At 50.9% G+C, this 22087-nt stretch carries 21 protein-coding genes, 1 pseudogene and 1 riboswitch; of the genes and pseudogenes, 15 read left to right on the top strand and 7 right to left on the bottom strand.

Annotated elements, in window-relative coordinates; all coding sequences use genetic code 11:
- The 5 genes from CJP72_RS23990 to CJP72_RS24010 all read left to right on the top strand — a co-directional run.
- A partial coding sequence (locus tag CJP72_RS23990; protein WP_162383753.1) for an IS3 family transposase occupies window positions 1-242 on the top strand: 242 nt, incomplete at its 5' end.
- An 816-nt stretch (window positions 243-1058) separates the two neighbouring features.
- Complete coding sequence (locus tag CJP72_RS23995; protein WP_162383754.1) at window positions 1059-4817, top strand: peroxidase family protein; 3759 nt, start codon at window positions 1059-1061, stop codon at window positions 4815-4817.
- 619 nt (window positions 4818-5436) lie between these two features.
- Window positions 5437-5533, top strand: a riboswitch (TPP riboswitch).
- A 34-nt stretch (window positions 5534-5567) separates the two neighbouring features.
- A complete protein-coding gene (gene thiM / locus CJP72_RS24000) occupies window positions 5568-6356 on the top strand; it encodes a hydroxyethylthiazole kinase (protein ID WP_162383755.1) in 789 nt (262 codons plus the stop codon).
- A complete protein-coding gene (thiD, locus tag CJP72_RS24005) occupies window positions 6353-7153 on the top strand; it encodes a bifunctional hydroxymethylpyrimidine kinase/phosphomethylpyrimidine kinase (protein WP_162383756.1) in 801 nt (266 codons plus the stop codon). The genes thiM and thiD overlap by 4 nt, the downstream gene beginning before the upstream one ends.
- Window positions 7154-7196: 43 nt before the next feature.
- On the top strand, window positions 7197-7943 hold the full coding sequence (locus tag CJP72_RS24010) for a GntR family transcriptional regulator (protein WP_162383757.1): 747 nt from the start codon (window positions 7197-7199) through the stop codon (window positions 7941-7943).
- Here CJP72_RS24010 and CJP72_RS24015 read toward each other — a convergent pair.
- The 3 genes from CJP72_RS24015 to CJP72_RS24025 are packed head-to-tail and all read right to left on the bottom strand — an operon-like array spanning window position 7917 to window position 11157.
- Window positions 7917-8882 carry a PfkB family carbohydrate kinase gene (locus tag CJP72_RS24015; RefSeq protein WP_162383758.1) on the bottom strand — a complete coding sequence of 322 codons (966 nt, stop codon included), beginning with the start codon at window positions 8880-8882 and terminating at the stop codon, window positions 7917-7919. The genes CJP72_RS24010 and CJP72_RS24015 overlap by 27 nt on opposite strands.
- Entirely contained in the window at window positions 8879-9883 is a 1005-nt protein-coding gene (locus tag CJP72_RS24020) for an ADP-ribosylglycohydrolase family protein (protein ID WP_162383759.1), read from the bottom strand. Before CJP72_RS24020 ends, CJP72_RS24015 begins: the two co-directional genes overlap by 4 nt.
- Entirely contained in the window at window positions 9880-11157 is a 1278-nt protein-coding gene (locus tag CJP72_RS24025) for a nucleoside permease (RefSeq protein ID WP_162383760.1), read from the bottom strand. Before CJP72_RS24025 ends, CJP72_RS24020 begins: the two co-directional genes overlap by 4 nt.
- Before the next feature lie 252 nt (window positions 11158-11409).
- Here CJP72_RS24025 and fbaB point away from each other — a divergent pair, with 252 nt between their 5' ends.
- A complete protein-coding gene (gene fbaB, locus CJP72_RS24030) occupies window positions 11410-12462 on the top strand; it encodes a class I fructose-bisphosphate aldolase (RefSeq protein ID WP_162383761.1) in 1053 nt (350 codons plus the stop codon).
- 48 nt (window positions 12463-12510) lie between these two features.
- On the opposite strand, the gene yegS is transcribed toward fbaB, so the two are convergent.
- Window positions 12511-13410: a lipid kinase YegS gene (gene yegS, locus CJP72_RS24035; RefSeq protein WP_162383762.1), complete on the bottom strand. Its 900-nt coding sequence runs from the start codon at window positions 13408-13410 to the stop codon at window positions 12511-12513.
- A 481-nt stretch (window positions 13411-13891) separates the two neighbouring features.
- Between yegS and CJP72_RS24040 the strand changes: the two genes are divergently transcribed.
- Complete coding sequence (locus CJP72_RS24040; RefSeq protein ID WP_162383763.1) at window positions 13892-14740, top strand: MBL fold metallo-hydrolase; 849 nt, start codon at window positions 13892-13894, stop codon at window positions 14738-14740.
- A 304-nt stretch (window positions 14741-15044) separates the two neighbouring features.
- Here the strand turns inward: CJP72_RS24040 and CJP72_RS24045 are convergent, their stop codons facing one another.
- Together CJP72_RS24045 and CJP72_RS24050 are read right to left on the bottom strand one after the other, a co-directional pair.
- Complete coding sequence (locus tag CJP72_RS24045) at window positions 15045-16058, bottom strand: phage integrase (protein ID WP_162383764.1); 1014 nt, start codon at window positions 16056-16058, stop codon at window positions 15045-15047.
- 96 nt (window positions 16059-16154) lie between these two features.
- On the bottom strand, window positions 16155-16451 hold the full coding sequence (locus CJP72_RS24050; protein ID WP_162383765.1) for a helix-turn-helix domain-containing protein: 297 nt from the start codon (window positions 16449-16451) through the stop codon (window positions 16155-16157).
- Window positions 16452-16586: 135 nt separating this feature from the next.
- Between CJP72_RS24050 and CJP72_RS24055 the strand changes: the two genes are divergently transcribed.
- The 8 genes and pseudogenes from CJP72_RS24055 (at window position 16587) to CJP72_RS24085 (ending at window position 21817) form a co-directional block, all read left to right on the top strand.
- A complete protein-coding gene (locus CJP72_RS24055; protein WP_096971337.1) occupies window positions 16587-16862 on the top strand; it encodes a regulatory phage cox family protein in 276 nt (91 codons plus the stop codon).
- 10 nt (window positions 16863-16872) lie between these two features.
- The gene (locus tag CJP72_RS25290; protein WP_193568878.1) at window positions 16873-17043 is read left to right on the top strand and encodes a hypothetical protein; all 171 of its coding nucleotides are present in this window, start codon (window positions 16873-16875) and stop codon (window positions 17041-17043) included.
- Window positions 17040-17540, top strand: a complete 501-nt coding sequence (locus CJP72_RS24060; RefSeq protein WP_162383766.1) for a replication protein B — start codon at window positions 17040-17042, stop codon at window positions 17538-17540. The genes CJP72_RS25290 and CJP72_RS24060 overlap by 4 nt, the downstream gene beginning before the upstream one ends.
- Window positions 17541-17606: 66 nt before the next feature.
- Window positions 17607-17789 (top strand): DUF2732 family protein, encoded by a 183-nt coding sequence (locus CJP72_RS24065; RefSeq protein ID WP_162383767.1) that lies wholly within the window; start codon window positions 17607-17609, stop codon window positions 17787-17789.
- Window positions 17790-17847: 58 nt separating this feature from the next.
- Window positions 17848-18122 (top strand): annotated as a pseudogene (locus tag CJP72_RS24070) (DUF5405 family protein).
- Window positions 18112-20406 carry a replication endonuclease gene (locus CJP72_RS24075; RefSeq protein WP_162383769.1) on the top strand — a complete coding sequence of 765 codons (2295 nt, stop codon included), beginning with the start codon at window positions 18112-18114 and terminating at the stop codon, window positions 20404-20406. The pseudogene CJP72_RS24070 and the gene CJP72_RS24075 overlap by 11 nt, the downstream one beginning before the upstream one ends.
- Window positions 20407-20704: 298 nt before the next feature.
- A complete protein-coding gene (locus CJP72_RS24080) occupies window positions 20705-21379 on the top strand; it encodes a hypothetical protein (RefSeq protein ID WP_238340160.1) in 675 nt (224 codons plus the stop codon).
- Window positions 21380-21388: 9 nt separating this feature from the next.
- The gene (locus CJP72_RS24085) at window positions 21389-21817 is read left to right on the top strand and encodes a WapI family immunity protein (protein ID WP_238340161.1); all 429 of its coding nucleotides are present in this window, start codon (window positions 21389-21391) and stop codon (window positions 21815-21817) included.
- Between the two features lie 4 nt (window positions 21818-21821).
- On the opposite strand, the gene CJP72_RS24090 is transcribed toward CJP72_RS24085, so the two are convergent.
- Window positions 21822-22087 (bottom strand): integrase core domain-containing protein (locus CJP72_RS24090; protein ID WP_162383768.1); only part of this gene is annotated, 266 nt, incomplete at its 5' end.

The following is a 22087-nucleotide window of genomic DNA, read 5'->3' on the forward strand; positions in this document are numbered from 1 at the left end:
TGAAGCGCCATAATCTGCGCGGGAGTATGAGTGCGAAAGGCTGCTGTTATGACAATGCCTGTGTGGAAAGCTTCTTTCATTCGCTGAAAGTGGAATGTATCCACGGGGAATACTTTAGCAGCCGGGAAATAATGCGGACAACAGTGTTTAATTATATCGAGTGTGATTACAATCGTTGGCGTCGTCACAGTGCCTGTGGCGGTCTCAGCCCTGAACAATTTGAAAACCAGAACCTCGCTTAGGGCCGTGTCCACATTACGCGGGTAAGATCAGATTTCATACTGATTAATTAAATTTTACCAGAAGATGGCGTGCACTCAGTGATATGTTGATGCTGGCATTAGTCGTTTATGGTTATACCGTTATACCGTTATACCGTTATACCGTTATACCGTTATGCGGTTGTGTTTTGATTAGCCAAAACACAATCGCTCTTTAAGTCATCTTAAATGACTCTGAGATGTCTGTTAAACCTGTGACGATTCACATCACACATAATGACCTTTTTTATGATCCTGATGATAGGTAAATATAAGTTAGTTTCGGTATGTCAACGAAGCGGTACTAATAACGTATTATTTTCATATTTTTTTTATAAACTTTTATATTATTGTTTTTAGCGTGTCTATATCAATACTTCACCTATGGTGTTGAATTGCTGAGTAGTTAACGCACGGCTATCAGCTCAACGTTGACCGGTTAAATATCGTTGGTTAATTTTCGCTGCGTAATGTTGACGATTTTACTATTGCAAAATTGAAAGTTGTTGATGGTAGTTAAAATAATTGACGGCTGTTAATTTTTTGACTTTATTCAATATCAGGGGATCGCTTTTCTGACGCCTGTTATCACTTTGGCAAAGTAAGTCGTCGCGATTTTCCAGTGGGGGCTGAGTATATCCATCATAGGGTCTTTTTGTGAAGTGAAGGGGGAATATAGATCGTTTGCCCCCGAAGCTGCTCTGTCTACTCGCGCAGTTAGCAATTCCAGGCGCGTAATCCGAGTGCCGTGTATAGGCTTCGCCTTTTCGTGCCCTTTCATAATCATTATGGAGAGAAATGAATATGGCCGACGTCAATAAGCATGACCCGAAATTTATTCTCCTGCAAACCTCTATAGCACAAGCGTATATCGACGGTGTCAACGTCAATATCCCCTCCAACCCTCTGCTTCCATTCGGGATTCGTACCTTCGATGGTAGCTTTAACAACCTGATCACAGGGCAAGGCAAGTTTGGGGCCACTGACCATTCCTTCCTGCGCTTTTTTGATTCCTCGTTTCAAGCGGGATACGCTGGGATATGGTCGGTTATAGATCTGCCGCGATCGGTTTTCAGTAACCAGACCGCCAACTTCATATCCGCAGTTGAAGTGAACAAAGGGACCGAGCCCGCGATCGGCACTGGTCTGGATGGTGTGTTTGGCACGTCGTCGCCGCAGGAGGTTGTTGAGCTGGCGTCGAGATCCAGGCCTTCTACGCTGACCCAGGACAAGAGCACAGTGCCTGACGGCCAGAACACCACGTTGAACCCTGCTGATCCCATTCTCCTCGCGAGCAAGGAAACGTCGGCGGATGACGATGACGATGGCGACGACGATGTCGGCGGCGACGGTGCCTTCCCACTCAACGCCAGTGATGTCGCCAACCTGAAGAATCTCGTAAACGGGCTTGAAGGCGGTGAAGACAACGATGCGCTCGGGATCCGCGATCTCGAAGGCACCGGCAATAACCGTGATCATTTTGACTATGGTTCGGCCGATCAGCCGTTCATACGACTCACCAATGCGCACTACGGCGCCTGGAATGAGACAACTCACAACCGCGACATCAATCCCCTGTTCTCCGGGCTGGATCCGCGTGCCATCAGTAATGTCCTTGGCGCACAAGAAGCAAACCTTTCCGGCAACGCCGCCGGCGTGAACAGCTTGTTCACAGCCTTCGGTCAGTACTTCGATCACGGCCTCGATTTCCTCGGTAAGGGAGGTAACGGAACGATCCAGATTGGCGCTCCGGGCACGGTTCCAAATCCCGCAGACCTGACTCGCGGCACCGTTGACAGTATTGATGCCAATGGCATCCCGCAGCATCTCAATAAGACATCGCCATTCGCTGACCAGAACCAAACGTATGGCTCGAACGAACTCGTCGGCCTGTTCCTGCGCGAAGGCGACGGACAGGGCGGGTTTACGGGCAAGCTGTTGGAGGGCGGAGTGGATCCCTCAAATCCGAATTTCAAACTGCTGCCCACGCTGAGCGAACTGATCCTGCATCACTGGAACAACAACACGCTGTTCACCGACAGCTCGCTGCCGGGCGACCATAGCGTGACCTTCCGGGAGTACTTCGCTGGACTGGTCGACAGCAATGGCGTTATCAATAAGTCGATGCTTCCTGCCATGACGTCTAATTTCATGGGAAGTGGTTTTGCGCTGCTGCTCGACACCAACCCCTTTATCAACCTGCTCGACTACTACGTAGCGGGTGATGGACGTGCGAACGAGAACATCGCACTGACTGCGATCCACAACATCTGGGAGCGGAATCACAACTTCCATGTCAACGGATTGCTCGAAGCCGGATTTGATGGAACAGCTGAAGAACTGTTCCAGGCCGCCAAGATCATCAACGAGGCTGAGTATCAGCGCGTTATTTACACCGACTTTGCCGACAAGTTGCTTGGTGGCATGAGAGGTGAGGGCGAGCACGGCTTCGCCGAGTACAATCCTGAAGTGGATGCGCGAGTCTCCCACGAGTTCGCGACTGCAGCTTACCGGTTCGGTCATTCGCTGATAGGGCAGACGCTGACGGTACTCGACGCCCAGGGCAATGCAACGCAGGTACCGCTGTTCGACGCGTTCCTCAACCCGACCAACGATACGAGCGCGTTCATCCTCCCCAGCGGGCAATTGCCATACTCTCCCAAGCCTGGCTATGAGCAACTGGGTGTCTCCGGGATCATTGCCGGTGGTGTTGTCCAGCCAGCGGAAGAAGTCGACGTCAATATCGTCGATGCTGTCCGAAACGACCTCATTCGTACCAGTGCTGACGTGTTCGCCTTCGACGTCGCCCGCGAGTGGGACGTCGGTCTGGGTTCGATGAACCAAATCCGGGCCGACCTGATGGCCTCTCTTGATCCGTATGTGAGGGAGGCGGTCAGCTTTGCTGGCGATCTCACACCCTACAGTTCATGGGAGGACTTCCAGGCGCGGAACAATCTCAGCGACACAGTCATTGGGCAATTCAAGCAGGCCTATCCAGACCTCGTGCTGGAAGATGCTCAAATTGCAGATTTCCTGGCGGCTAATCCGGGCTATAAATTTGTCAACGGCAACACCGTCAAAGGCATCGACAGAGTTGATCTGTTCGTTGGCGGACTCGCCGAGAAGCACATCAATGGCGGTGTGGTTGGCCAGACCTTCTGGGTCATCATCCACGAGCAACTTGACCGGATCCAGGAAGGTGACCGGCTGTATTATCTCGACCGTGTGGAACATCTGGACCTCTACGAGGTCATCGAAGAGCAGGGCTTTGCCGGGATCGTGGCACGCAACACGGGCCTGACCAATCTTCCCGAGAACATCTTCGGGACGAGTCAGCTCGATAATCCGCCGGTCGTTGCCAACCGCAACGTCGTCCTTAATGGTGGGAACGGCATTGACGTCCTCAATGGCGGGCTTGGTGACGACGTCCTCAATGGTGGGGGCGGCAACGACACGCTCAACGGTGGGGGTGGCAACGATAGCCTCAACGGCGGCACTGGTGCCGATGTGATGGTGGGCGGTCTCGGCAATGATACCTATATCGTTGATAATAGCGGCGACGTTGTCACAGAAGGTCTTAATGGCGGGACGGATGTTGTCCAGACCACCCTCAACAATTACACGTTGGCCAATAACGTTGAAACACTGGTCTTCACCGGGACAGGCAATTTCACCGGCAGAGGGAATGCCATTGCCAACACCATCAATGGTGGCAGCGGTAATGACTTTTTGTATGGGATGGGAGGAGACGACCAACTGAACGGTGGGGCAGGAAATGACGCCCTTGATGGGGGGGACGGTGCCGATAACCTTCAGGGCGGGGCCGGCAACGATAACATGATAGGCGGAGCGGGTAACGATAGACTCGAGGGTGGCCAGGGCGCCGATAGCATGACAGGGGGTTCAGGAGATGATGTTTATCTGGTTGATAATGCCATGGATAGTGTCAAGGAAAGTCTTAATGGCGGGACGGATGTTGTCCAGACCACCCTCCAGAATTACACGTTGACCAATAACGTTGAAACACTGGCGTTCACCGGGACAGGCGCTTTCACTGGTAGAGGAAATGCCATTGCCAACACCATCAACGGTGGCAGCGGTAATGACTTTTTGTATGGGGTGGGAGGCAACGACCAACTGAACGGTGGGGCAGGAAATGACTTCCTTGAGGGGGGTGACGGTATCGATAACCTTCAGGGCGGGACCGGCAACGATTACATGATAGGCGGAGTGGGTAACGATAGACTCGATGGTGGCCAGGGCGCTGATATCATGGCAGGGGGGGCGGGAAATGACACCTTCGTCTTTAGCGCAGGCTTTGGGCGAGACCGTATTACCAACGGTTTCGATAGTAATCCTGGCGGCGGACAGGACCTCCTCGATCTGAGTTTATTAGGCATTGGTGTAGCGAATTTTGCCAGTAACGTCACGATTGCGGGTGGAACCGGTAGCAGTACTGTCATTACCATCGGCAATCCTGGTAATGGCAATGTCATTACTTTAGAAAACGTAAACGCTAACAGCATCAATATTAATGATTTTATTCTAATCGGATAAGGAGAAGACGATACCGCGCCAGCATACGCCAACAAAACTAAAGGATTTATTAAAGGGAGCGAAATCTACCTTTATAATGCTGTTTTTTTAGTTGTGTTATCAATATGCTTATGCTGGCGCCTGACTCAAATATTCAAGGCGTTGATGGCCATGCAGAATGCTTTTTTTTGGGGGGGGCGATGGTTGCAGTAACATGTTGGTTTTGTGAGAAAATGAAGCCCGTCAAAAAATATGAAGCCGGGAAAGGCGGTCACAGATTGCTACGCTCAGTTCGCTGGATAAAAGACTCACTAAATGTAGTGAGTCTTTTTTTTTATATATTGCAACTAAAGTACTAAAATTATCTTTTTTTCACTGGATACTGCTTCGCCCCTATCATAAATAGATAGGTCGGTAAAAACAGAGCCCTGGGAAATGGATAGTTGTGAGTATATTTTAGAAAAATAAACCAATATTGCTTTTCTATTCCTAAAGAACTCAACCCTGGGGTCAGGAGTTTACCTCTGTGAGACACAAGCCGGGACACTTTGTGTTTTATGGGGTTGAGTCTTTGGCTTACCGCTGGCATGATCCAGAGCAGGGATTAACGGGACGTTAATCACAATCTTTTGATTTAGCACTACATGACTCGGGGTGCCCTTCTTTGTGAAGGCTGAGAAATACCCGTACCACCTGATCTGGATAATGCCAGCGTAGGGAAGTCTGACACTGCTCGTGTCTCATCTTCTTCACGCGGGCAGGAGCTGAACCATGCAGCCTGACCTGCACAGCCGCGTTCTGGCGGCTCACACCTTGCACCAATTTCGTATGCTTTCCCCCCTTACGCACTGTATGACGAATGATGTCGTACAGACGTTCACGGCGAACACCTTGCTGGCATTAGGCGCTTCACCTGCCATGGTGATTGAACCTGAAGAGGCGGGCCAGTTTGCCGCCATCGCGAGTGCGCTTCTGATAAATGTCGGAACCCTGACGCAGGCGCGTGCAGAAGCCATGCGCACGGCGGTGGAGCAGGCGCACATTGCCAATATCCCCTGGACGCTTGACCCTGTTGCTGTGGGCGGACTTGATTTCCGTCGTCGCTTTTGTCTGGCGCTGTTGTCGCTGCAACCTGCAGCTATTCGCGGGAATGCGTCTGAAATTCTTGCACTTGCCGGAATGTCCGCGGGGGGGCGTGGAGTGGACACCACCGATACAGCAAGCTCGGCGATACCCGCAGCACTTGCTCTGGCGCGTCAGTGCGGAAGTGTCGTGGTGGTGACGGGAGAGGTGGATTACGTCACCGACGGTCAACGCATCGTCAGTGTCACCGGCGGTTCGCCATTGATGACGCGTGTTGTGGGTACGGGGTGTGCATTATCCGCCGTGGTGGCTGCCTGCTGCGCGTTGCCGGGGAATACGCTGGACAATGTCGCTTCCGCCTGTAGCTGGATGAAACAAGCCGGACAATTGGCCACCGAACGCAGCCAGGGGCCTGGCAGTTTTACTCCCGCTTTTCTTGATGCTCTCTATAACCTGAACGCAGAGGAATATGTATGAAACGGATAAATGCCTTAACGATTGCAGGCACGGATCCCAGCGGCGGGGCGGGAATTCAGGCCGATCTGAAAACATTCTCGGCACTCGGTGCGTATGGTTGCTCTGTCATTACCGCCCTGGTTGCGCAAAATACGCGCGGGGTTCAGTCGGTCTACCGAATAGAACCTGACTTTGTCGCAGCACAGCTTGATTCGGTGTTCAACGATGTGCGAATTGATACCACCAAGATCGGTATGCTGGCACAAACCGATATTGTTGAGGCGGTGGCCGAACGTTTACAGCGCCATCAGGTGAAAAATGTGGTGCTGGATACCGTTATGCTGGCAAAAAGCGGCGATCCGCTGCTTTCGCCTTCCGCCATTGAGACGTTGCGAACCCGCTTGCTGCCGCAGGTTTCGATCATTACGCCAAATTTACCTGAAGCTGCAGCGCTGCTGAACGCCGACCCTGCGCGAAGCGAGCAGGAAATGCGGTCGCAGGGCCGTGCGCTGCTGGAGATGGGCTGCGGCGCGGTGCTCATGAAAGGGGGACATCTGGACGATGCGCAAAGCCCGGACTGGCTGTTTACGCGTGAAGGCGAGGTGCGTTTTACCGCCCCCAGAGTCAACACCAAAAACACGCATGGTACGGGCTGTACGCTGTCGGCCGCGCTGGCGGCGCTTCGTCCTCGCCATTCCAACTGGGCAGAAACGGTACAAGAGGCAAAAATCTGGCTTTCTGCGGCGCTGGCTCAGGCTGACACGCTGGAAGTGGGCGAGGGGATTGGCCCGGTACATCATTTCCACGCATGGTGGTAATGGTAGTATACTGGCGACAGACTCGTCTGCCAGGAAAAGATAAATGGAACAATCGCATACCCGGCTGATTGCGCAACTGAATGAACGAATTTCAGCGGCGGATAATACGCCGCTTTACATGAAGTTTGCAGAAACGGTCAAGAATGCTGTGCGTAGCGGCATTCTTGAGCATGGCAATATTTTGCCAGGTGAGCGTGATCTTAGCCAGTTGACTGGCGTTTCGCGGATTACGGTTCGTAAAGCGATGCAAGCGCTGGAAGAAGAAGGGGTGGTGACCCGTGCGCGCGGTTACGGGACGCAAATCAACAATATCTTTGAGTATTCCCTTAAAGAGGCGCGTGGTTTTTCTCAGCAGGTGGTTTTGCGCGGTAAAAAGCCCGATACACTGTGGGTTAATAAACGCGTCGTCACCTGTCCGGACGATGTGGCGCAGCAACTGACGATCGCGACAGGAAGTGATGTCTTCCTGCTAAAACGCATCCGTTATGTGGATGAAGATGCGGTTTCCATTGAAGAATCCTGGGTGCCGGTACATCTTATTCATGACGTGGATGCCATTGGCGTTTCACTGTATGACTATTTCCGCAGCCAGCACATTTTTCCCCAGCGTACGCGTTCTCGCGTAAGCGCCAGTATGCCGGATGCTGAGTTTCAGTCACATATTCAGATGGACAGTAAAGTGCCGGTGCTGGTGATAAAGCAAGTAGCGCTTGATCAACAACAGCGGCCCATTGAGTACAGCATCAGCTATTGTCGAAGCGATCTATACGTTTTTGTGTGCGAGGAGTAGCTCTTCGCGCCGTGGCGCACAATCTCCTCCGCGATGCCCAACAACCCAGGATGCGACGGCGTTGCCGAGCAGCACGGCATCCGCCAATGACCAGCCGGATGACAGTCCGGCCAGCACGCCTCCGGCATGGCTGTCTCCTGCGCCAATCGTGTCGACGACCTCGACCGGAAACGCCGGGACGCAGCCCGCAGCATGTTCGCTGAAGTACCATGCGCCGTCTTTATCGTGGCGAACGATCACCGGAGCTGAAAACCGCGCCAGCCAGGCTGCGCCAAAGGTCGTCATTTCGGTACTCAGATCAAAACGTTCGGCAGCGATTTCCGCCTCCTGGCGGTTGAGAGACACCAGTGGGCGCAGCGCCATAATTCGTGACATCAATGCGTCGGGAATATCGCCGATACGTGGACCGAAATCGATAAAAGGCGTCACGTCGTCCAGGCTTTCCAGCCAGCTTACCAACCGTTCACCGCACGCAGAGGCGAGCTGATAACCGGAAAGAGAGAGCAAACTCTGGCGGGGGATGGACAACTGCGCCAGCCAGTCGCTGTTCCACTGGTTTTCTACGCCGCTGAATGACATAAACGTGCGTTCGCCATCAGGCTCCACCAGGGCCAGACACCAACCGTTGTCGCCTTCGGCGTTGTCGATCAGGCTTTGCAAACCCTCTTTTGCCATTCGGTTTCGGATAATATCGGCCCATACACCCTGACCCAGCGGCAGGGCATTGCTGGCTTCAATGCCAAGACGTTTTAAGGCCACCGCAATATTGAGGGCGCAGCCACCAACGTGCACACCCTGTTGCTTTAGCTCAATATCGCAGCCGCGCCAGGGCAAAGCCCAGGCATCAGCAATCACGTCAATGACCGCCGCGCCAACCACCGTCACAGGACGATGGGTCGTCAGGGTTGGTAACAGATCTCGCAGATGTGCTGCATTCATGATACCTCCCGTCGCTGACGCAAGCGCACCAGTCCGGTGGCGTAGCGAGCAAAATCCAGTTGGTTAACCGCATCCAGTTCCTGTTTCAGATCCGGGGAGATAGCCCCAATACCGTGAATGGCGCCGCAAATGGCAGTTGCCATCGCGCCAATGGTGTCGGTATCGCCACCGAGGTTGGCACAGAGGATCGCGCAACGATTCGGGTCGGTCTGCGCCAGCTCCACCATCGCGATGGCGCAGGGGACGGATTCAAGGGTGCTGGTACCCGCGCCGACGACCTGGTAGAGCTGTTCACTGGCGGATTCAACGCCGTTGGCTTCACGAACTATCTTCAACGCTAATTCCAGACGGGCAGAGAGCGAAGCGCTAAAGGTGGTGATGCGTTTTTGCTGGGCGTGTTGGGCGATAGCTGGCAGCGAGTCGACAATTCTCTCCCAGGGCTCGCCATCAATCGCACGAGAAATCGCCCACGCCACCACGACAGCGCCCGCCACCGCGAGATCGGACTTATGTGTTGGACTGGAGGCCAGCGCCACCTCATCGATAAAGCTATCCAAAGAATGCGTCGGCAATAGGCAGCCTAACGGTGAGACGCGCATGGCTGCGCCGTTGGTGACGCCGTTGTTCTCAAGCTCAGCTACCGGTTTTCCATCGCGGATGGCGTTAAGCGCAATTTTGGATGTTGGGCCAAGTACGTTTTTGTTGAAAGCGTCGAAGCCTTCCGCCCACGCCAGAATGTTGCGGCCGATCACGTCAGGATTAATTTCCCCGTCGCATTCGAGCAAGGCATCCGCCAGACACAGCGCCATGGACGTATCGTCAGTAAACTCCCCCCTGCCAAAATAACAGGCGGCGTTGTTCTCCTCTGGGCCCGCAAGGAAGCGGTCAATCCAGCCAAAGTGTGCTTTCACGCGGGTTCTGGGCCACAGTTCCGACGGCATTCCCATCGCATCTCCCAATGCTTGCCCGTAAAGAGCGCCGAGAATACGTTCAGCTTTCATTTTACTTCCCCTTGTGTCAGTGCAATATCGCGATCGTCCACGTTAATCGCGGTGATTTCCTTATCGGATTCGCGAAAGAAAATCATAAACAGGAAGGCAATCACCGCGATCATCACCGCGCCGAATGTCCACATACCCGCCCAGTTAAAGGTGAGTCCATTTACAGGTTCTTTATACGCAAACATTTTTTCCATCATCATGCCGCCGAGTCGATAGCCCAGCAGACTGCCAAACCCCTGACAGCAGAGCGTAATCAGACCCTGAGCCGCCGTACGCATATGCACTGGCGCTTTTTTGTCGACATAGATGTACGCCGTCACGTAGTAGAAATCGTAACTTACCCCATGAAGCAGAATGCCGAGGAACAGCAGGGCGTAAGTGAAGTATTCCTCTGCACCACCATAAATAAAGAATCCATAGCGAATGGCGGCAGTGATAAGACCAAGTAATAGAACCTTTTTAATACCAAAACGTTTAGTAAAGAAAGGCAAGGCCAGCATAAAGAAGATTTCAGAGAACTGCCCAAGCGTCATCCAGCCGGTCGCATTCTGCATACCTACTTCCGTCAGATAGCCGTTGGCGAAGATGTAGTAAAACGCCAGCGGCATGGCAAACAGGAATGAACAGACGAAGAAGACGAGAAAGTTTTTATCACGCAGCAGGATCAGTGCATCGAGACCCAGCATCACTTTGAGATCCAGCTTGCCGGTGCTTTTTGGCGGCGTATCCGGCAAAAAGAGGGCAAAGACACCCAGCAATGCCGAGCTGGCAGCGGTGATAAGCAACGGAATATTGGTCGGCGAAATATCGCTGTAACCCAGCATCTGCGGTAAGAATCCGCAGGCGAGGCCGGAGGCAATCCAGCCTATCGTCCCCATGACGCGGATGCGTGGAAAATCGCTTTCTACGTCCCCTACGTTGGCAAACGCAATACTGTTGGTTAACGCGATGGTCGGCATATAGGTGAGCGAGTAGGCCAACAGCAGCGGGAAGAAGCCGGAAAATGTGGTTTGCTGTGCGGCGAAATACATCAACACGGCGCCTGCAAACATCAGGACCGCTAAGACTTTTTGTGCGGAGAAAAAGCGGTCAGTTAACGAACCGACGAGAATCGGGGAAAGGATGGCGGCAATGGCTGTACAGGCGTAAGACCAGCCGATTTCTCCGGCGGTAAAACCACTTTTACTCAGCCACAGCCACAAAGGGACGAACCAGGCGCCCCAGATAAACCATTCAACAAACATCATGAACGACAGCTTCACTGTAGTTTTCATCTTTAAATCCTTCATGACAGGTAAGGTACGCTCAGACACTACCATTAAATAATACCTTTGAAATACCTTTAAGCTGCAAATTTGACCGTTATAACACTTTTTCGTACGTGAATCGTGCCAGCCGATAGCACTGAAAAGTGCGTTAAAGATGGAAAAAGTGCCCACCTGATACCAGGCTTATGGCTGCCCGCAAAAAGGCGGGTCAGGATAATACACACTCCGATACGCAATCGGAATGACGGGAGCATAGCTATGACTGATATTGTGCAGTTGCTTGGCAAAGACGCCGACAGCCTTTTACAGCATCGTTGTATGACCATTCCTTCAGATCAACTTTATCTGCCCGGAGAGGACTACGTTGACCGCGTGATGGTGGATAATAATCGCCCGCCCGCCGTCCTTCGTAACATGCAGACGCTGTACAACACCGGGCGTCTGGCAGGGACCGGGTATCTCTCTATTTTACCTGTCGATCAGGGGGTAGAACACTCTGCCGGAGCATCCTTTGCAGCGAATCCACTTTATTTTGATCCGAAGAATATTGTGGAACTGGCGATTGAGGCGGGCTGTAACTGTGTGGCCTCCACCTACGGTGTACTGGCGTCGGTTTCGCGACGTTATGCACACCGCATACCGTTCCTCGTGAAACTCAACCACAACGAGACACTGAGTTACCCCAATACCTTTGATCAAACGTTATATGCCAGCGTCGAGCAGGCATTCAATATGGGCGCAGTAGCGGTCGGCGCAACCATCTATTTTGGTTCACCAGAGTCGCGCCGCCAGATTGAAGAGATCTCAGCCGCCTTTGAGCGTGCGCATGAATTGGGAATGGTCACCGTGCTCTGGGCGTACCTGCGCAATTCCGCCTTCAAGAAAGATGGCGTGGATTACCATGTGTCTGCCGACCTAACCGGGCAGGCCAACCACCTGGCGGCCACCATTGGCGCGGACATCGTGAAACAGAAAATGGCGGAAAATAACGGCGGCTATAAAGCGGTTAACTTCGGCTATACCGATGATCGTGTCTACAGCAAGCTGACCAGCGATAATCCGATTGATTTGGTGCGTTATCAACTGGCGAACTGCTACATGGGGCGTGCGGGGCTGATTAACTCCGGCGGCGCCGCAGGCGGGGAGACCGACCTCAGTGATGCCGTACGTACTGCGGTTATCAACAAACGTGCAGGCGGTATGGGTCTGATTCTGGGGCGTAAAGCCTTTAAGAAATCGATGGCGGACGGTGTGAAATTGATCAACGCCGTACAGGATGTCTATCTGGACAGTAAAGTGACGATTGCCTGATGTCACTCATTCCTCTCTCATTACGGGAGAGGAATGATTCCCCTGATTTCAGCGCAGTAAAGGGCAGTCTGGCGGCAACCGGCAGCGCAATGCGGCGGGCAGGATCTCAATATGAAACTGCTGACCACTGAGCGGTTCGCCGTCCAGATTAAAAGTGATCTCATGTGGCGCCTGAATATCAAACCAGGATGAAGCGCCGTCGATCATATTTGGATTTTCCTCGGGTTGCTTCAGCGTCGAAAACAAGGCCGGCAGGAGTTCTTCGCCCGTGAAGATCCGCAGTTGTAAAAGACCATCATTAATGAGCGCATCCGGGCAGAGCTGCTGCCCGCCACCGGCCTGACGGCCATTTCCAATACCAATAACCAGCGCATCGCCTTGCCAGTGAAAGTTTTCGCCACGGATTTCGCAACGGTCGGGTTTAAGGGTATCCATCCGCATCAAGCCATGAATAAAATACGACACGCCACCGAGTGCCGCTTTCAGCTTCTCCGGCGTTTCGGTCGTGATCCGCGTACCGAACCCACCGGTCGCCATATTAATAAAACAGGTTTTATCATTGACCTGCGCAATATCGATTTCCACCGCAGTACCGGCGATAGCCAGCTTGAGAGCGTTGTCCAGCGCGTCGGGGATCCCCACGCTGGTGGCGAAATCATTGGCGGTGCCCAGTGGTAAAATGCCAAGAGCAGGGACGTTTGGCACCTGACACTGAATAAGCGCGGTAGACACTTCATTGATCGTGCCGTCACCGCCCCCTGCGATAACGGTTTCGACGCCTAACTGGCGTGCCTCTTCGACATAGCGTTGAGCGTCGCCTTTTTCCCAGGTCACACGGACGTGGATCGCTACGCCTTCGTTACGCAGCAATGCAATGGCTTCGCGCAGAAGCGGGTTGTCCGCACTTTTGCCATTCAATATCAGTAAGCTGGCGGGAAATGTTGCCATCCGTTATCTGCCTTTTTTATTAATCTGTTGAAAGTGTAGAGCAGAACGGTAAAGAGAGGTTCAGAACAGGATGAAATACCGCTGAATAGCTTAAGAATTAGGGACAACTCTCAGTAAATAATGCCGATAGTCAATATGTGTCTTTTTGTATTTGAGTATGTTGATGTGATGACCTTGCCAATAGGGCTGTCGGCAACGTGTCAGTCGCGAATCTTAGCTCAGTCAGGTTTTGGCTGTATTAATCTATTTGATACCCAGTACGATAACCAGGTTTCGCGGCTCCGGTTATGGAGAAAATTGTAATATAATTTTTCCAGTGAGTGAAAATCTCGGGGATATTTTTAGTAAGAGAAATACCCTGAAATTATTATTGTTTATGTTGTAAGGGCATTATTGAAATGAAATGCAGGGTAAAAATATTCTTGCTCTGGTTGGGGACAAAATGGTAATCCTTAATTACGCGTTTTCATGAGGATTCAAGATGTCTATCACTGGCTCTTATCGTCTCGGTAATGTGGTTATTACCCGAATTACGGAGCAGCTTTTTAATATGCCGCTGGCTAAGTTGCTGCCTAATGCTACAGATACTCATTTACCTGCGGGTATGAATGCGGAAACGTTAATTGAAATGAGTGTACATAGCTGGTTGATCGATTCGCCCCAAGGACGGATCCTCATTGATACTGCCACGGGTAATGGCAAAGACAGACCATTCAGCCCGTTATTTCATCAACTAACTTCCCCATGGATGGAGAATCTAAAACAGACGGGCATTCAACCTGATGATATTGATTACGTTTTGCATACCCATTTGCATACCGATCATGTTGGTTGGAATACCCTGTGGGATGGCATTAAATGGCAACCAACTTTTAAAAATGCAACCTGGGTTTGCTCGCAAGCCGAGCTTAATTATGTCTCTTCTCCTGAAGCGGCTGCCCGGAAAATGGTTTTTGACGACAGTATATTACCTGTCATTGAGAGCAATCGATTAGTGACTGTGCCGGATACCGTAACCGAATTCTTACCAGGAATTGTATTTTATCCTACCCCCGGACACAGTATTGGTCATATGTGTATTGCTATTGAAACTGAAGATGGAACAGCTCTTTTCTGTGGTGACCTTGTACACACTCCACTACAGATTACCCATAAAGCGTTGAGTTCCGTATTTTGCAACGATATCTCACTGGCTAATCAGTCCCGTGAGTGGCTGTTAAATTTTGCCGCCAACCGACCGGTAAGGATATTCACAAGTCATTTTTCTGATAGCTCTGTGGGTTATGTGACAGGCGCAGAAGGCGAGTTTTCATGGGTATTTGAACGGTAAAGTGAGTGTATAAAATAACACTTGAGCTCCACGACAATCCAGGCTCATTGAATCTATCTGTTCCAAATCTCTGGTTTTCGTACATCGTTAGCCTGGCGTTGTATAGCGCAGTTGAATCCACAGCTTTTGCTGAGGGGTAAAACAGAAACTATGCGGGTATGACCTGAAATAAATCATTTTATTTCATTGAGATATTGAAAAAAATACGCCTGCGTAAGGGCGTTTATATACCCTTACAACAGGGGCTTTCAGCGGTGCAATGCGGGTTTGCGCGGCACGCAAGACCACTGAAAGCCATAATAAACTACCCTACTGTGGACACTGTGTGGACACTCTGAGAGCCAACACCACCACGTAGAGGATTAAGCGTTATCGCGTCCTGTAGGTACTCAGGGGCGAAGTGCGCATATGTCATTGTCTGCTCAATTCTTGAGTGCCCAAGGATTCTTTGAAGCGTGATAATGTTGCCTCCGTTTATCATAAAGTGCGTGGCGAAGCTGTGCCGCAATGCGTGCGTAGCCTGACCCGGTGGTAGGTCGGGTTTCAGCTCCTTCATTAGCCGTCTGAACGCGGGATAGTTAGCATCAGTGAACAGATAGCCACGCTTACCCGTTGTGATCATTGTTGCCAGTTCCTCGGATATAGGAACGGTTCGCGGCTTGTTGGTTTTTGTCTTAACGAAAGTGACGCGATTTTGAATGATATTTTCCGCTTTCAGTTTTGCTGCCTCACTCCATCTCGCGCCGGTGCTAAGGCAAAGAATCGCAATTTTTTTATTATCACCGTCCACTTTTGACAGCAGAAGCGCGATCTCCTCTTGCGTCAGGTAGCCGGTTTCTGGCTTATCCTCTTTGAGTCTTTTAAGACCTCGGAAAGGATGCTCCCCGAAAAATAGCTCCGCATCTATCAACGCGGTAAACATCCCGCTAAGACACGTTAAATCACGATTTATACTCGATGGCTTGATGCCTTGAGAACGCCGCACAGTGCTGTATTGGCTTATCAATGACTTAGTAATCTGAAAGGCACAAGGGTCACTGGCTATCTTTGTGAACAACTCTATCTTGCCCAGGTAATCTTGGCCGTGAGTCTCATGCTTGCCTTTCAGCTCCCACCAGATTTTTGTTAGCTCTGACAGATGCCGCTTATCTGTCGGCTTCGCCAACCATTCTTTGTTGTGATGGTTGTACTGGGTATGCTTCTCGAAAGCGATAGCTTCGCTTTTCTTGTCAAATTTCCTGCGGATGCGCTTTCCGTTGCGCCCTGCAGGTCTAATGTCCACTTCATAACGACCATCATCGAGCTTTTTAACAGACATAAAGCCTCCCGATGATGTTACTGCGTACTTCAATTTCCTGATTTAAATAACAAAAACTCACTGTGCATTTACTGCACAGATAAGCACCGTAAATGGTTAGCCAGTTTTCTGGTCTGAGTGGGGTGACGTTGTTGTCTGCTGCCCAAAGTGCGCGAGAGCCGGTGCAATCTGCCCAGATTCTGGTGATATCGTCTCAGTCATGAACCACATGGTATATTTTTTGAACTGTGGATGATTCAAAATCTTCATCACTGCTTGTATGCCCATATCTTTTACTCCCTTCTCATAACTCGAAAGAGAGCTATACGGAACTCCAGTTAAGTCACTGAATTCTTTTCTATTCATACGCTCCGACTCACGCATGATGGCCAGCTTCTCGTTGACGGGTATCATCGTAATTAATACTCCACTATTGATAGAAAAACGATAACGGAGTAATCTTCGTTTCGTTATCGCAGATTAATGGCTCCAATATGGCAATTTAAAGCCATTAGGAGCAATTAAAACACTAACGAGGAATAGTCACAAATGAATAGGGTCATTGAGAGCGCGAGCGACGCGGTTCCGTATCAGGAGTTTGCGCGTCTTATTGGTAAAACCCCTGCTGCTGTCAAAGGGATGATTGAGAAAGGCAAATTACCGGTAGTTGAGATGACTGATCCGCAGTCTACAAGTGGGAGGGCGGGGGAATACTGGGTATACCTGCCAGCATGGAACAAAGGCATGAAGATGGCCTATGACAGTCGCCCTAAAGAAATTCGTGATGGTTGGTTGATGTGGTTGGGCTTAGGTGAACCAGCATAAGGAGCCAGAAATGAAAGAGCCACGTTGTATAGCTCAGTTACTGCGTAACGAAAGTCCACGCCCGATGAAGTTCAACATCACACATAGTAAAGGGCGTAAAGGCATCATCATCCGCACTCGTAAGCCTGGATTTATTGCTTTGGCTAAACGCTTTATGAAATCCCGAGGGATATCGTTATGACGGTTATGACTCTTGCATTAGTTCAAAAACAACCTGCAGCTCTACGCGTCGTTATAGGAAAGCATCTTGCGGAACCTCGCTGGCACGATACCTGTGATTTTTATAATCAGATGATGGAGCGTGACCGCTTGACTGTCTGTTTTCATGCTCGGTTAAAACAGCGTCACGCAGTAATGTGCTTTGAAGAAATGAATGATGTCGACCGCGAGCGTCTGGCTTGTGCTATCGATGAGCTGCGCGCTGCTTTTTCAAAACGTCGTCAGGTTGGCGCAAGTGAATCTGCATATATTAGTTTTCTAACGGTGGGTCAGCGCCGCTCTTTATTTCTACACGCAGGATTGAGTGAGGTCGAGTTCAATCAGCCTTACTGGCGCATTGACGAAGATGCTTGTTATTGGCGAGAGAAACTATTCCGCGCTTTGCGTGAATTGTTTAGCCTGTTTGAGTACGCTCCAACCATATTAACCTCGGTAAAGCCTGAGCAGTATTTACATTAATTAATCTGGATTCGTTTTATTACACGCTTTACTGCGTGGGGATTCCTTTTGTCTGGAGATAGGCAAATGCATAAACAAAATACAGTGCCGACGTGCGTGCTCTCGGTACATCTGGCGCAAGCGGTGCGCGATGCGCAGCTCGATACCGCGACCCGTTTATCCTCTCATTTTGATCGCCTAATTGCGCACATCAGTAAGTCAGAACTCAACCGCACCGAGATCATCGAGCTATTGGGGCAAGAGTCCTAAAAATTGCACAACTCAATTTTTCATTGTGCTTGCTAATCAATTTTAGAAGGAGACAAAAATGAGTATCCGTATCGAGATAAATCATCAGTATGTAGTTACAAGCGATCGCTACCAGTTCATTTTGCAGGAAAAGAAAGTGGCGACTGCTGGAAAAAATGAAGGTAGCGAATGGCTTGATACTGTCGGGTATTACCCGACGATTCAAATCTGATTTCTGGTCTGGTGCTACATGACCTTTTAAATGGCGGTGCTGATAGTTTTGCGGCGTTGGGTGAGCAGGTCGAGCAGTTGGGACTGCAATGTCAGACCGCGTTTTGTGCTGATGGCCGTTGAGACTCGGGGGCGTATTGCCCCCTCGCTAGCCCTGCCAATATCTAAGCGCACCGGCGATACTTTCGTTGGTGCTTATCCCTGGAATGCTCCCCGCGCTGCCATTGGCCGTGACAGACCCCTTACACGTGCCGAATTCCGTCAGGTGCAAGGTGTTTTATACCGGATTGACCGCCTGCCTTTCTTTCTTAAGACGTTGTTTACTTCCCGTTATAACTTCATTCGCCGCACAAAGAGCCCGCTCGGGGCGCTCTATTTCCTCAAAAACACGTTTGAGCGCAAGCTGCTGCCGCGTCTTGAGCGCGTTAACGAGCTGTGCGGGATGAACCAGTCAGCCTCAATTGGGTTCCTGTCAGAGCGTGACGAATATGCGCGCCTGCCTGATATGAATGACAAAGAGCTTAAGAAATTTGCGGCAAGAATTGCCGCGCAGCTCTGGCGTAAATACGAGGAACTTAGCGACGAATGGGCTGAGGCTTTCGGCGGTAAAGAGACCCTTTTCACCGATGAGGCGCAGGCGCACATATACGGTCAGGTGGCCGGTGTTGCACGCGCGTTCAATTTAACCCCGCTCTACTGGAAAAAATACCGTAAGGGTCAGATGACGATCCGCATGGCGTTTTCCGCTATTTCCCGTCTGATAAAAGATGATTGGTGGGTTAACCAGCTCAAGGCGCAGCGTATGCGCTGGCGCGAGGCGCTGCTTATCGCTGCCGGTGAGGTCAACAAAGACCGTTCACCTTACGCAAGCAAAATGGCGATCCGCGAGGTTCACTCGCGCCGCCTGGCTAATCTCGAATATCTGAAATCCTGCGAGCTGGAAAACAAAGTCACCGGCGAACGTATCGACCTCATCAGTAAAGTCATGGGGAGTATTTCAAACCCTGAAATACGCCGTATGGAGCTGATGAACACCATTGCCGGAATTGAACGCTACGCGGCCAGCGTTGGTGATGTGGGAATGTTTATCACTCTGACCACGCCGTCGAAGTATCACCCGACCCGACAGGTCGGCAAAGGTGACAGCAAAACGGTGCAGCTCAATCACGGCTGGAACGAAACCGCATTCACCCCTAAAAATGGCCAGCGCTATCTGTGTCGAATCTGGAGCCTGATGCGCACCGCTTTCAAAGATAACGATTTGGAAGTGTATGGGATGCGCGTTGTCGAGCCGCACCACGACGGCACACCACACTGGCATATGATGCTTTTTTGCAAACCCAGTCAGCGTAAAGCTATCAACGAAATTATGCGTCGTTATGCCCTCAAAGAGGACGGACACGAAAAGGGTGCTGCAAAACAGCGCTTTGAGTCACGTCATCTTAATCAGGGCGGCGCGGCGTGTTATATCGCTAAATACATTGCCAAAAATATCGACGGTTACGCTCTCGACGGTCAGCTCGACCACGACACCGGCAAGCCTCTGAAAGATACGGCCGCAGCCGTAACCGCATGGGCGTCTACATGGCGTATCCCTCAGTTTAAACCGATTGGCCTCCCGACAATGGGCGCTTACCGCGAACTCCGCAAGCTGCCGCGAGGGGTGAGTATCGCCAGCGAGTTTGACGACCGCGTCGAGGCCGTCCGGGCTGCTGCAGATGAGGGTGAGTTTGACCTGTATATCATCGCGCAGGGTGGGGCAAACATGCCGCGTGATGCTCAGGCCGTCAGGGTCGCTCGCAAGGTGACGGATGAGGTCAACGAATACGAGGAAGATATCGAGAGAGTGGTCGGTATTTATGCCCCTCACCTTGGGGTGAGCCGCGTACATGTAACCCGTACAGCGGAATGGCGCATCGTTCCAAAGGTTTTGGCCGTTGAGCCTTTGACCTTAAAAAGCGGCTCTGCCGCGCCTCGGAGTCCTGTCAATAACTGTGGAGAGCTAACCGGCGGTGGTGATCCAGTTATGACACCTACACCGTCTGAGCAAGCCGCAGCGGTGTTAAATCTGATTGAGCGCGGGGTTATCGGCTGGAATGAGCCGGACGTCGTGAAGGTGCTTAACGGGGAGTTAAAAGCTGGCGCACCGCGCAAACATCGGCAGCAAAGAAGCAATGCGCCGCTCAAAACCAGCGAGCAAGCACCATCAGCCAGGATGACAAAGCCCGAAAGGGATCGCGTCGCAAAAATTCGTTTCGATTTAGCTCAGGAGGGCATTACCCCGGAACGGTGGGAGCTAGACGCGCTGGCGCGTGGGGCAACGGTGATTTATGGCGAGAAAAGATTCAAATATCCGGCTGCTGACGAGTGGCCTGGAAATTCAACTCAAATGGAGTGGGCTTTATGAAAGATTATTTATTCAGATGGCTAATTATCGTAAGAGAAAATCACCGCAAATATAGCGAGATCAGCGATACGAAAATTGAGGGGTTTACACCGGTGATAGGTCCGATAATTCCACCGCCACGTCGACGATAGCAAACGCCGCCGGTGCTGAAACTCGCTTTCAGTGTCGGTGGTGTTGAACAACGAGCCCTGCGAGGTGTTAGCTTCTAAGTCGATAAAATCAGAGTCAGGAAAAGTAGATTGAAGTAAAAACGTCCTTTATGATGACTCAAAGGTTAGCCCAAAAGGAAATTATGACAATGAGCGTTGGATTAATTACAGACGAGCCAGGACGTTTCTACACCTTCCAGTCTACATTGCCAGCCGGTGAATATTTCGAATTTCGCCCCCGCAATCCTCCACTGAATTCAAAACCCATCGTTGATGACGAAAGCGGGATGTGTATTGGTTATTCCGTCGCTCAGGCTCCCGGGTTATGGCAGATTTATGATGCAGACGGCATGTTTGTCAGGCTGGAAGAAGCGCCATTAGCAGCCCCCCTGATTGACCCAACAGACCTCGCTTTAATTGCTTTTGGTGCATTTCGTCTTTTACGGGCAGGTAAGGCGTTACTGGAAAGTGGTGTCAAAGCCGCCGTAACTGTGAGACTCAGTGAGGCTACCATCAGTCTCTTGCGTGGCCGCCTTAAAATGGGCTTATCAGCTCGCGCGCTCAGGATGAGTGAGTCATCGGCAAAACACATGCTGACCCCAGGTCGTTATGTGCCTTTACAGATTCAGGAGAAGGCCATTCGTTATGGCATAAGAACGCCGGATCCTCTCAAAAAGCCAGGGCTTTTCCGTTACGAGGCTCGTATGTATAAGCTTGTGGAAGACAGGCAAAATAAAGGCACTTATATTTATAAGTCTTACCGTCTTGAGGTTTTGGTCAGGGAAGCTGACTGGACTATCATGCATTTTCAGTACATGCCGTAAGGGGGGGTCATGATAGATATCACAAGCGGTGACAGACACCTTAAATTAACGCCTTATGAAAGGCTGACTGAGCCCGAAGAACCTGCCTATAGCCGTATTATGGTTTGGGTTGAATTCTCAATCCCTGCCTTAAAAACAGAGTTTGCTGCAGAGTTTTTTGTCGGTCAGTTGGAGCAGTTCAGGAATGATACACATGCTTTCCATCAGGCCTTAAAGACAGGGGAGAAATTTAAGGATATTAATTTAACCTCGGCATTCGAGCAGGTTGTGCTTAAGTTTCATCAGGCACATTTTGCCGGGGCTGTTGGCGTTAGTTTGGTACTTAAGCCTGAAAACCATGCTGACAGTATTACTCTTGATGATTCCTTCGATATTGATGAAAGTTACTTTCCCGACCTGCTCTCTGGTCTGGACGACATCATTTCATGGCAAAACTGATTGACTAGTCCTGATATAGGTTGACAGTTTTTTGTCTGTAAAACGCCTGATGAACATCATCAGGCGTTTTGTATTTCAGGGCCAGATGCGGCCTCTCATTGTTATAAATTGCCACCGATTCTTTTACCATTTCCCTGGCCTGTTTCAGGTCTGCCGGGCGCGAGAGTAAAAATTCATTTTTCAGGATCCCGTTTATCCGCTCAGCCAGCGCATTCTGGTAACAGTCATAACCGTCTGTCATTGAACAGGTTATGCCGTGTATCTCATGTA

Origin of the sequence: Citrobacter sp. NCU1, assembly GCF_010231475.1 — a bacterium.
Taxonomy (GTDB): Bacteria; Pseudomonadota; Gammaproteobacteria; order Enterobacterales; family Enterobacteriaceae; genus Citrobacter_D.

What these genes read in the sequence shown, in the direction of transcription:
- CJP72_RS23995 (WP_162383754.1), top strand. Translation starts at nt 1,059, where the DNA reads ATGAATATGGCCGACGTCAATAAGCATGACCCGAAATTTATTCTCCTG.
- thiM (WP_162383755.1), top strand. Translation starts at nt 5,568, where the DNA reads ATGCAGCCTGACCTGCACAGCCGCGTTCTGGCGGCTCACACCTTGCAC.
- thiD (WP_162383756.1), top strand. Translation starts at nt 6,353, where the DNA reads ATGAAACGGATAAATGCCTTAACGATTGCAGGCACGGATCCCAGCGGC.
- CJP72_RS24010 (WP_162383757.1), top strand. Translation starts at nt 7,197, where the DNA reads ATGGAACAATCGCATACCCGGCTGATTGCGCAACTGAATGAACGAATT.
- CJP72_RS24015 (WP_162383758.1), bottom strand. Translation starts at nt 8,882, where the DNA reads ATGAATGCAGCACATCTGCGAGATCTGTTACCAACCCTGACGACCCAT.
- CJP72_RS24020 (WP_162383759.1), bottom strand. Translation starts at nt 9,883, where the DNA reads ATGAAAGCTGAACGTATTCTCGGCGCTCTTTACGGGCAAGCATTGGGA.
- CJP72_RS24025 (WP_162383760.1), bottom strand. Translation starts at nt 11,157, where the DNA reads ATGAAAACTACAGTGAAGCTGTCGTTCATGATGTTTGTTGAATGGTTT.
- fbaB (WP_162383761.1), top strand. Translation starts at nt 11,410, where the DNA reads ATGACTGATATTGTGCAGTTGCTTGGCAAAGACGCCGACAGCCTTTTA.
- yegS (WP_162383762.1), bottom strand. Translation starts at nt 13,410, where the DNA reads ATGGCAACATTTCCCGCCAGCTTACTGATATTGAATGGCAAAAGTGCG.
- CJP72_RS24040 (WP_162383763.1), top strand. Translation starts at nt 13,892, where the DNA reads ATGTCTATCACTGGCTCTTATCGTCTCGGTAATGTGGTTATTACCCGA.
- CJP72_RS24045 (WP_162383764.1), bottom strand. Translation starts at nt 16,058, where the DNA reads ATGTCTGTTAAAAAGCTCGATGATGGTCGTTATGAAGTGGACATTAGA.
- CJP72_RS24050 (WP_162383765.1), bottom strand. Translation starts at nt 16,451, where the DNA reads ATGATACCCGTCAACGAGAAGCTGGCCATCATGCGTGAGTCGGAGCGT.
- CJP72_RS24055 (WP_096971337.1), top strand. Translation starts at nt 16,587, where the DNA reads ATGAATAGGGTCATTGAGAGCGCGAGCGACGCGGTTCCGTATCAGGAG.
- CJP72_RS25290 (WP_193568878.1), top strand. Translation starts at nt 16,873, where the DNA reads ATGAAAGAGCCACGTTGTATAGCTCAGTTACTGCGTAACGAAAGTCCA.
- CJP72_RS24060 (WP_162383766.1), top strand. Translation starts at nt 17,040, where the DNA reads ATGACGGTTATGACTCTTGCATTAGTTCAAAAACAACCTGCAGCTCTA.
- CJP72_RS24065 (WP_162383767.1), top strand. Translation starts at nt 17,607, where the DNA reads ATGCATAAACAAAATACAGTGCCGACGTGCGTGCTCTCGGTACATCTG.
- CJP72_RS24075 (WP_162383769.1), top strand. Translation starts at nt 18,112, where the DNA reads ATGGCCGTTGAGACTCGGGGGCGTATTGCCCCCTCGCTAGCCCTGCCA.
- CJP72_RS24080 (WP_238340160.1), top strand. Translation starts at nt 20,705, where the DNA reads ATGAGCGTTGGATTAATTACAGACGAGCCAGGACGTTTCTACACCTTC.
- CJP72_RS24085 (WP_238340161.1), top strand. Translation starts at nt 21,389, where the DNA reads ATGATAGATATCACAAGCGGTGACAGACACCTTAAATTAACGCCTTAT.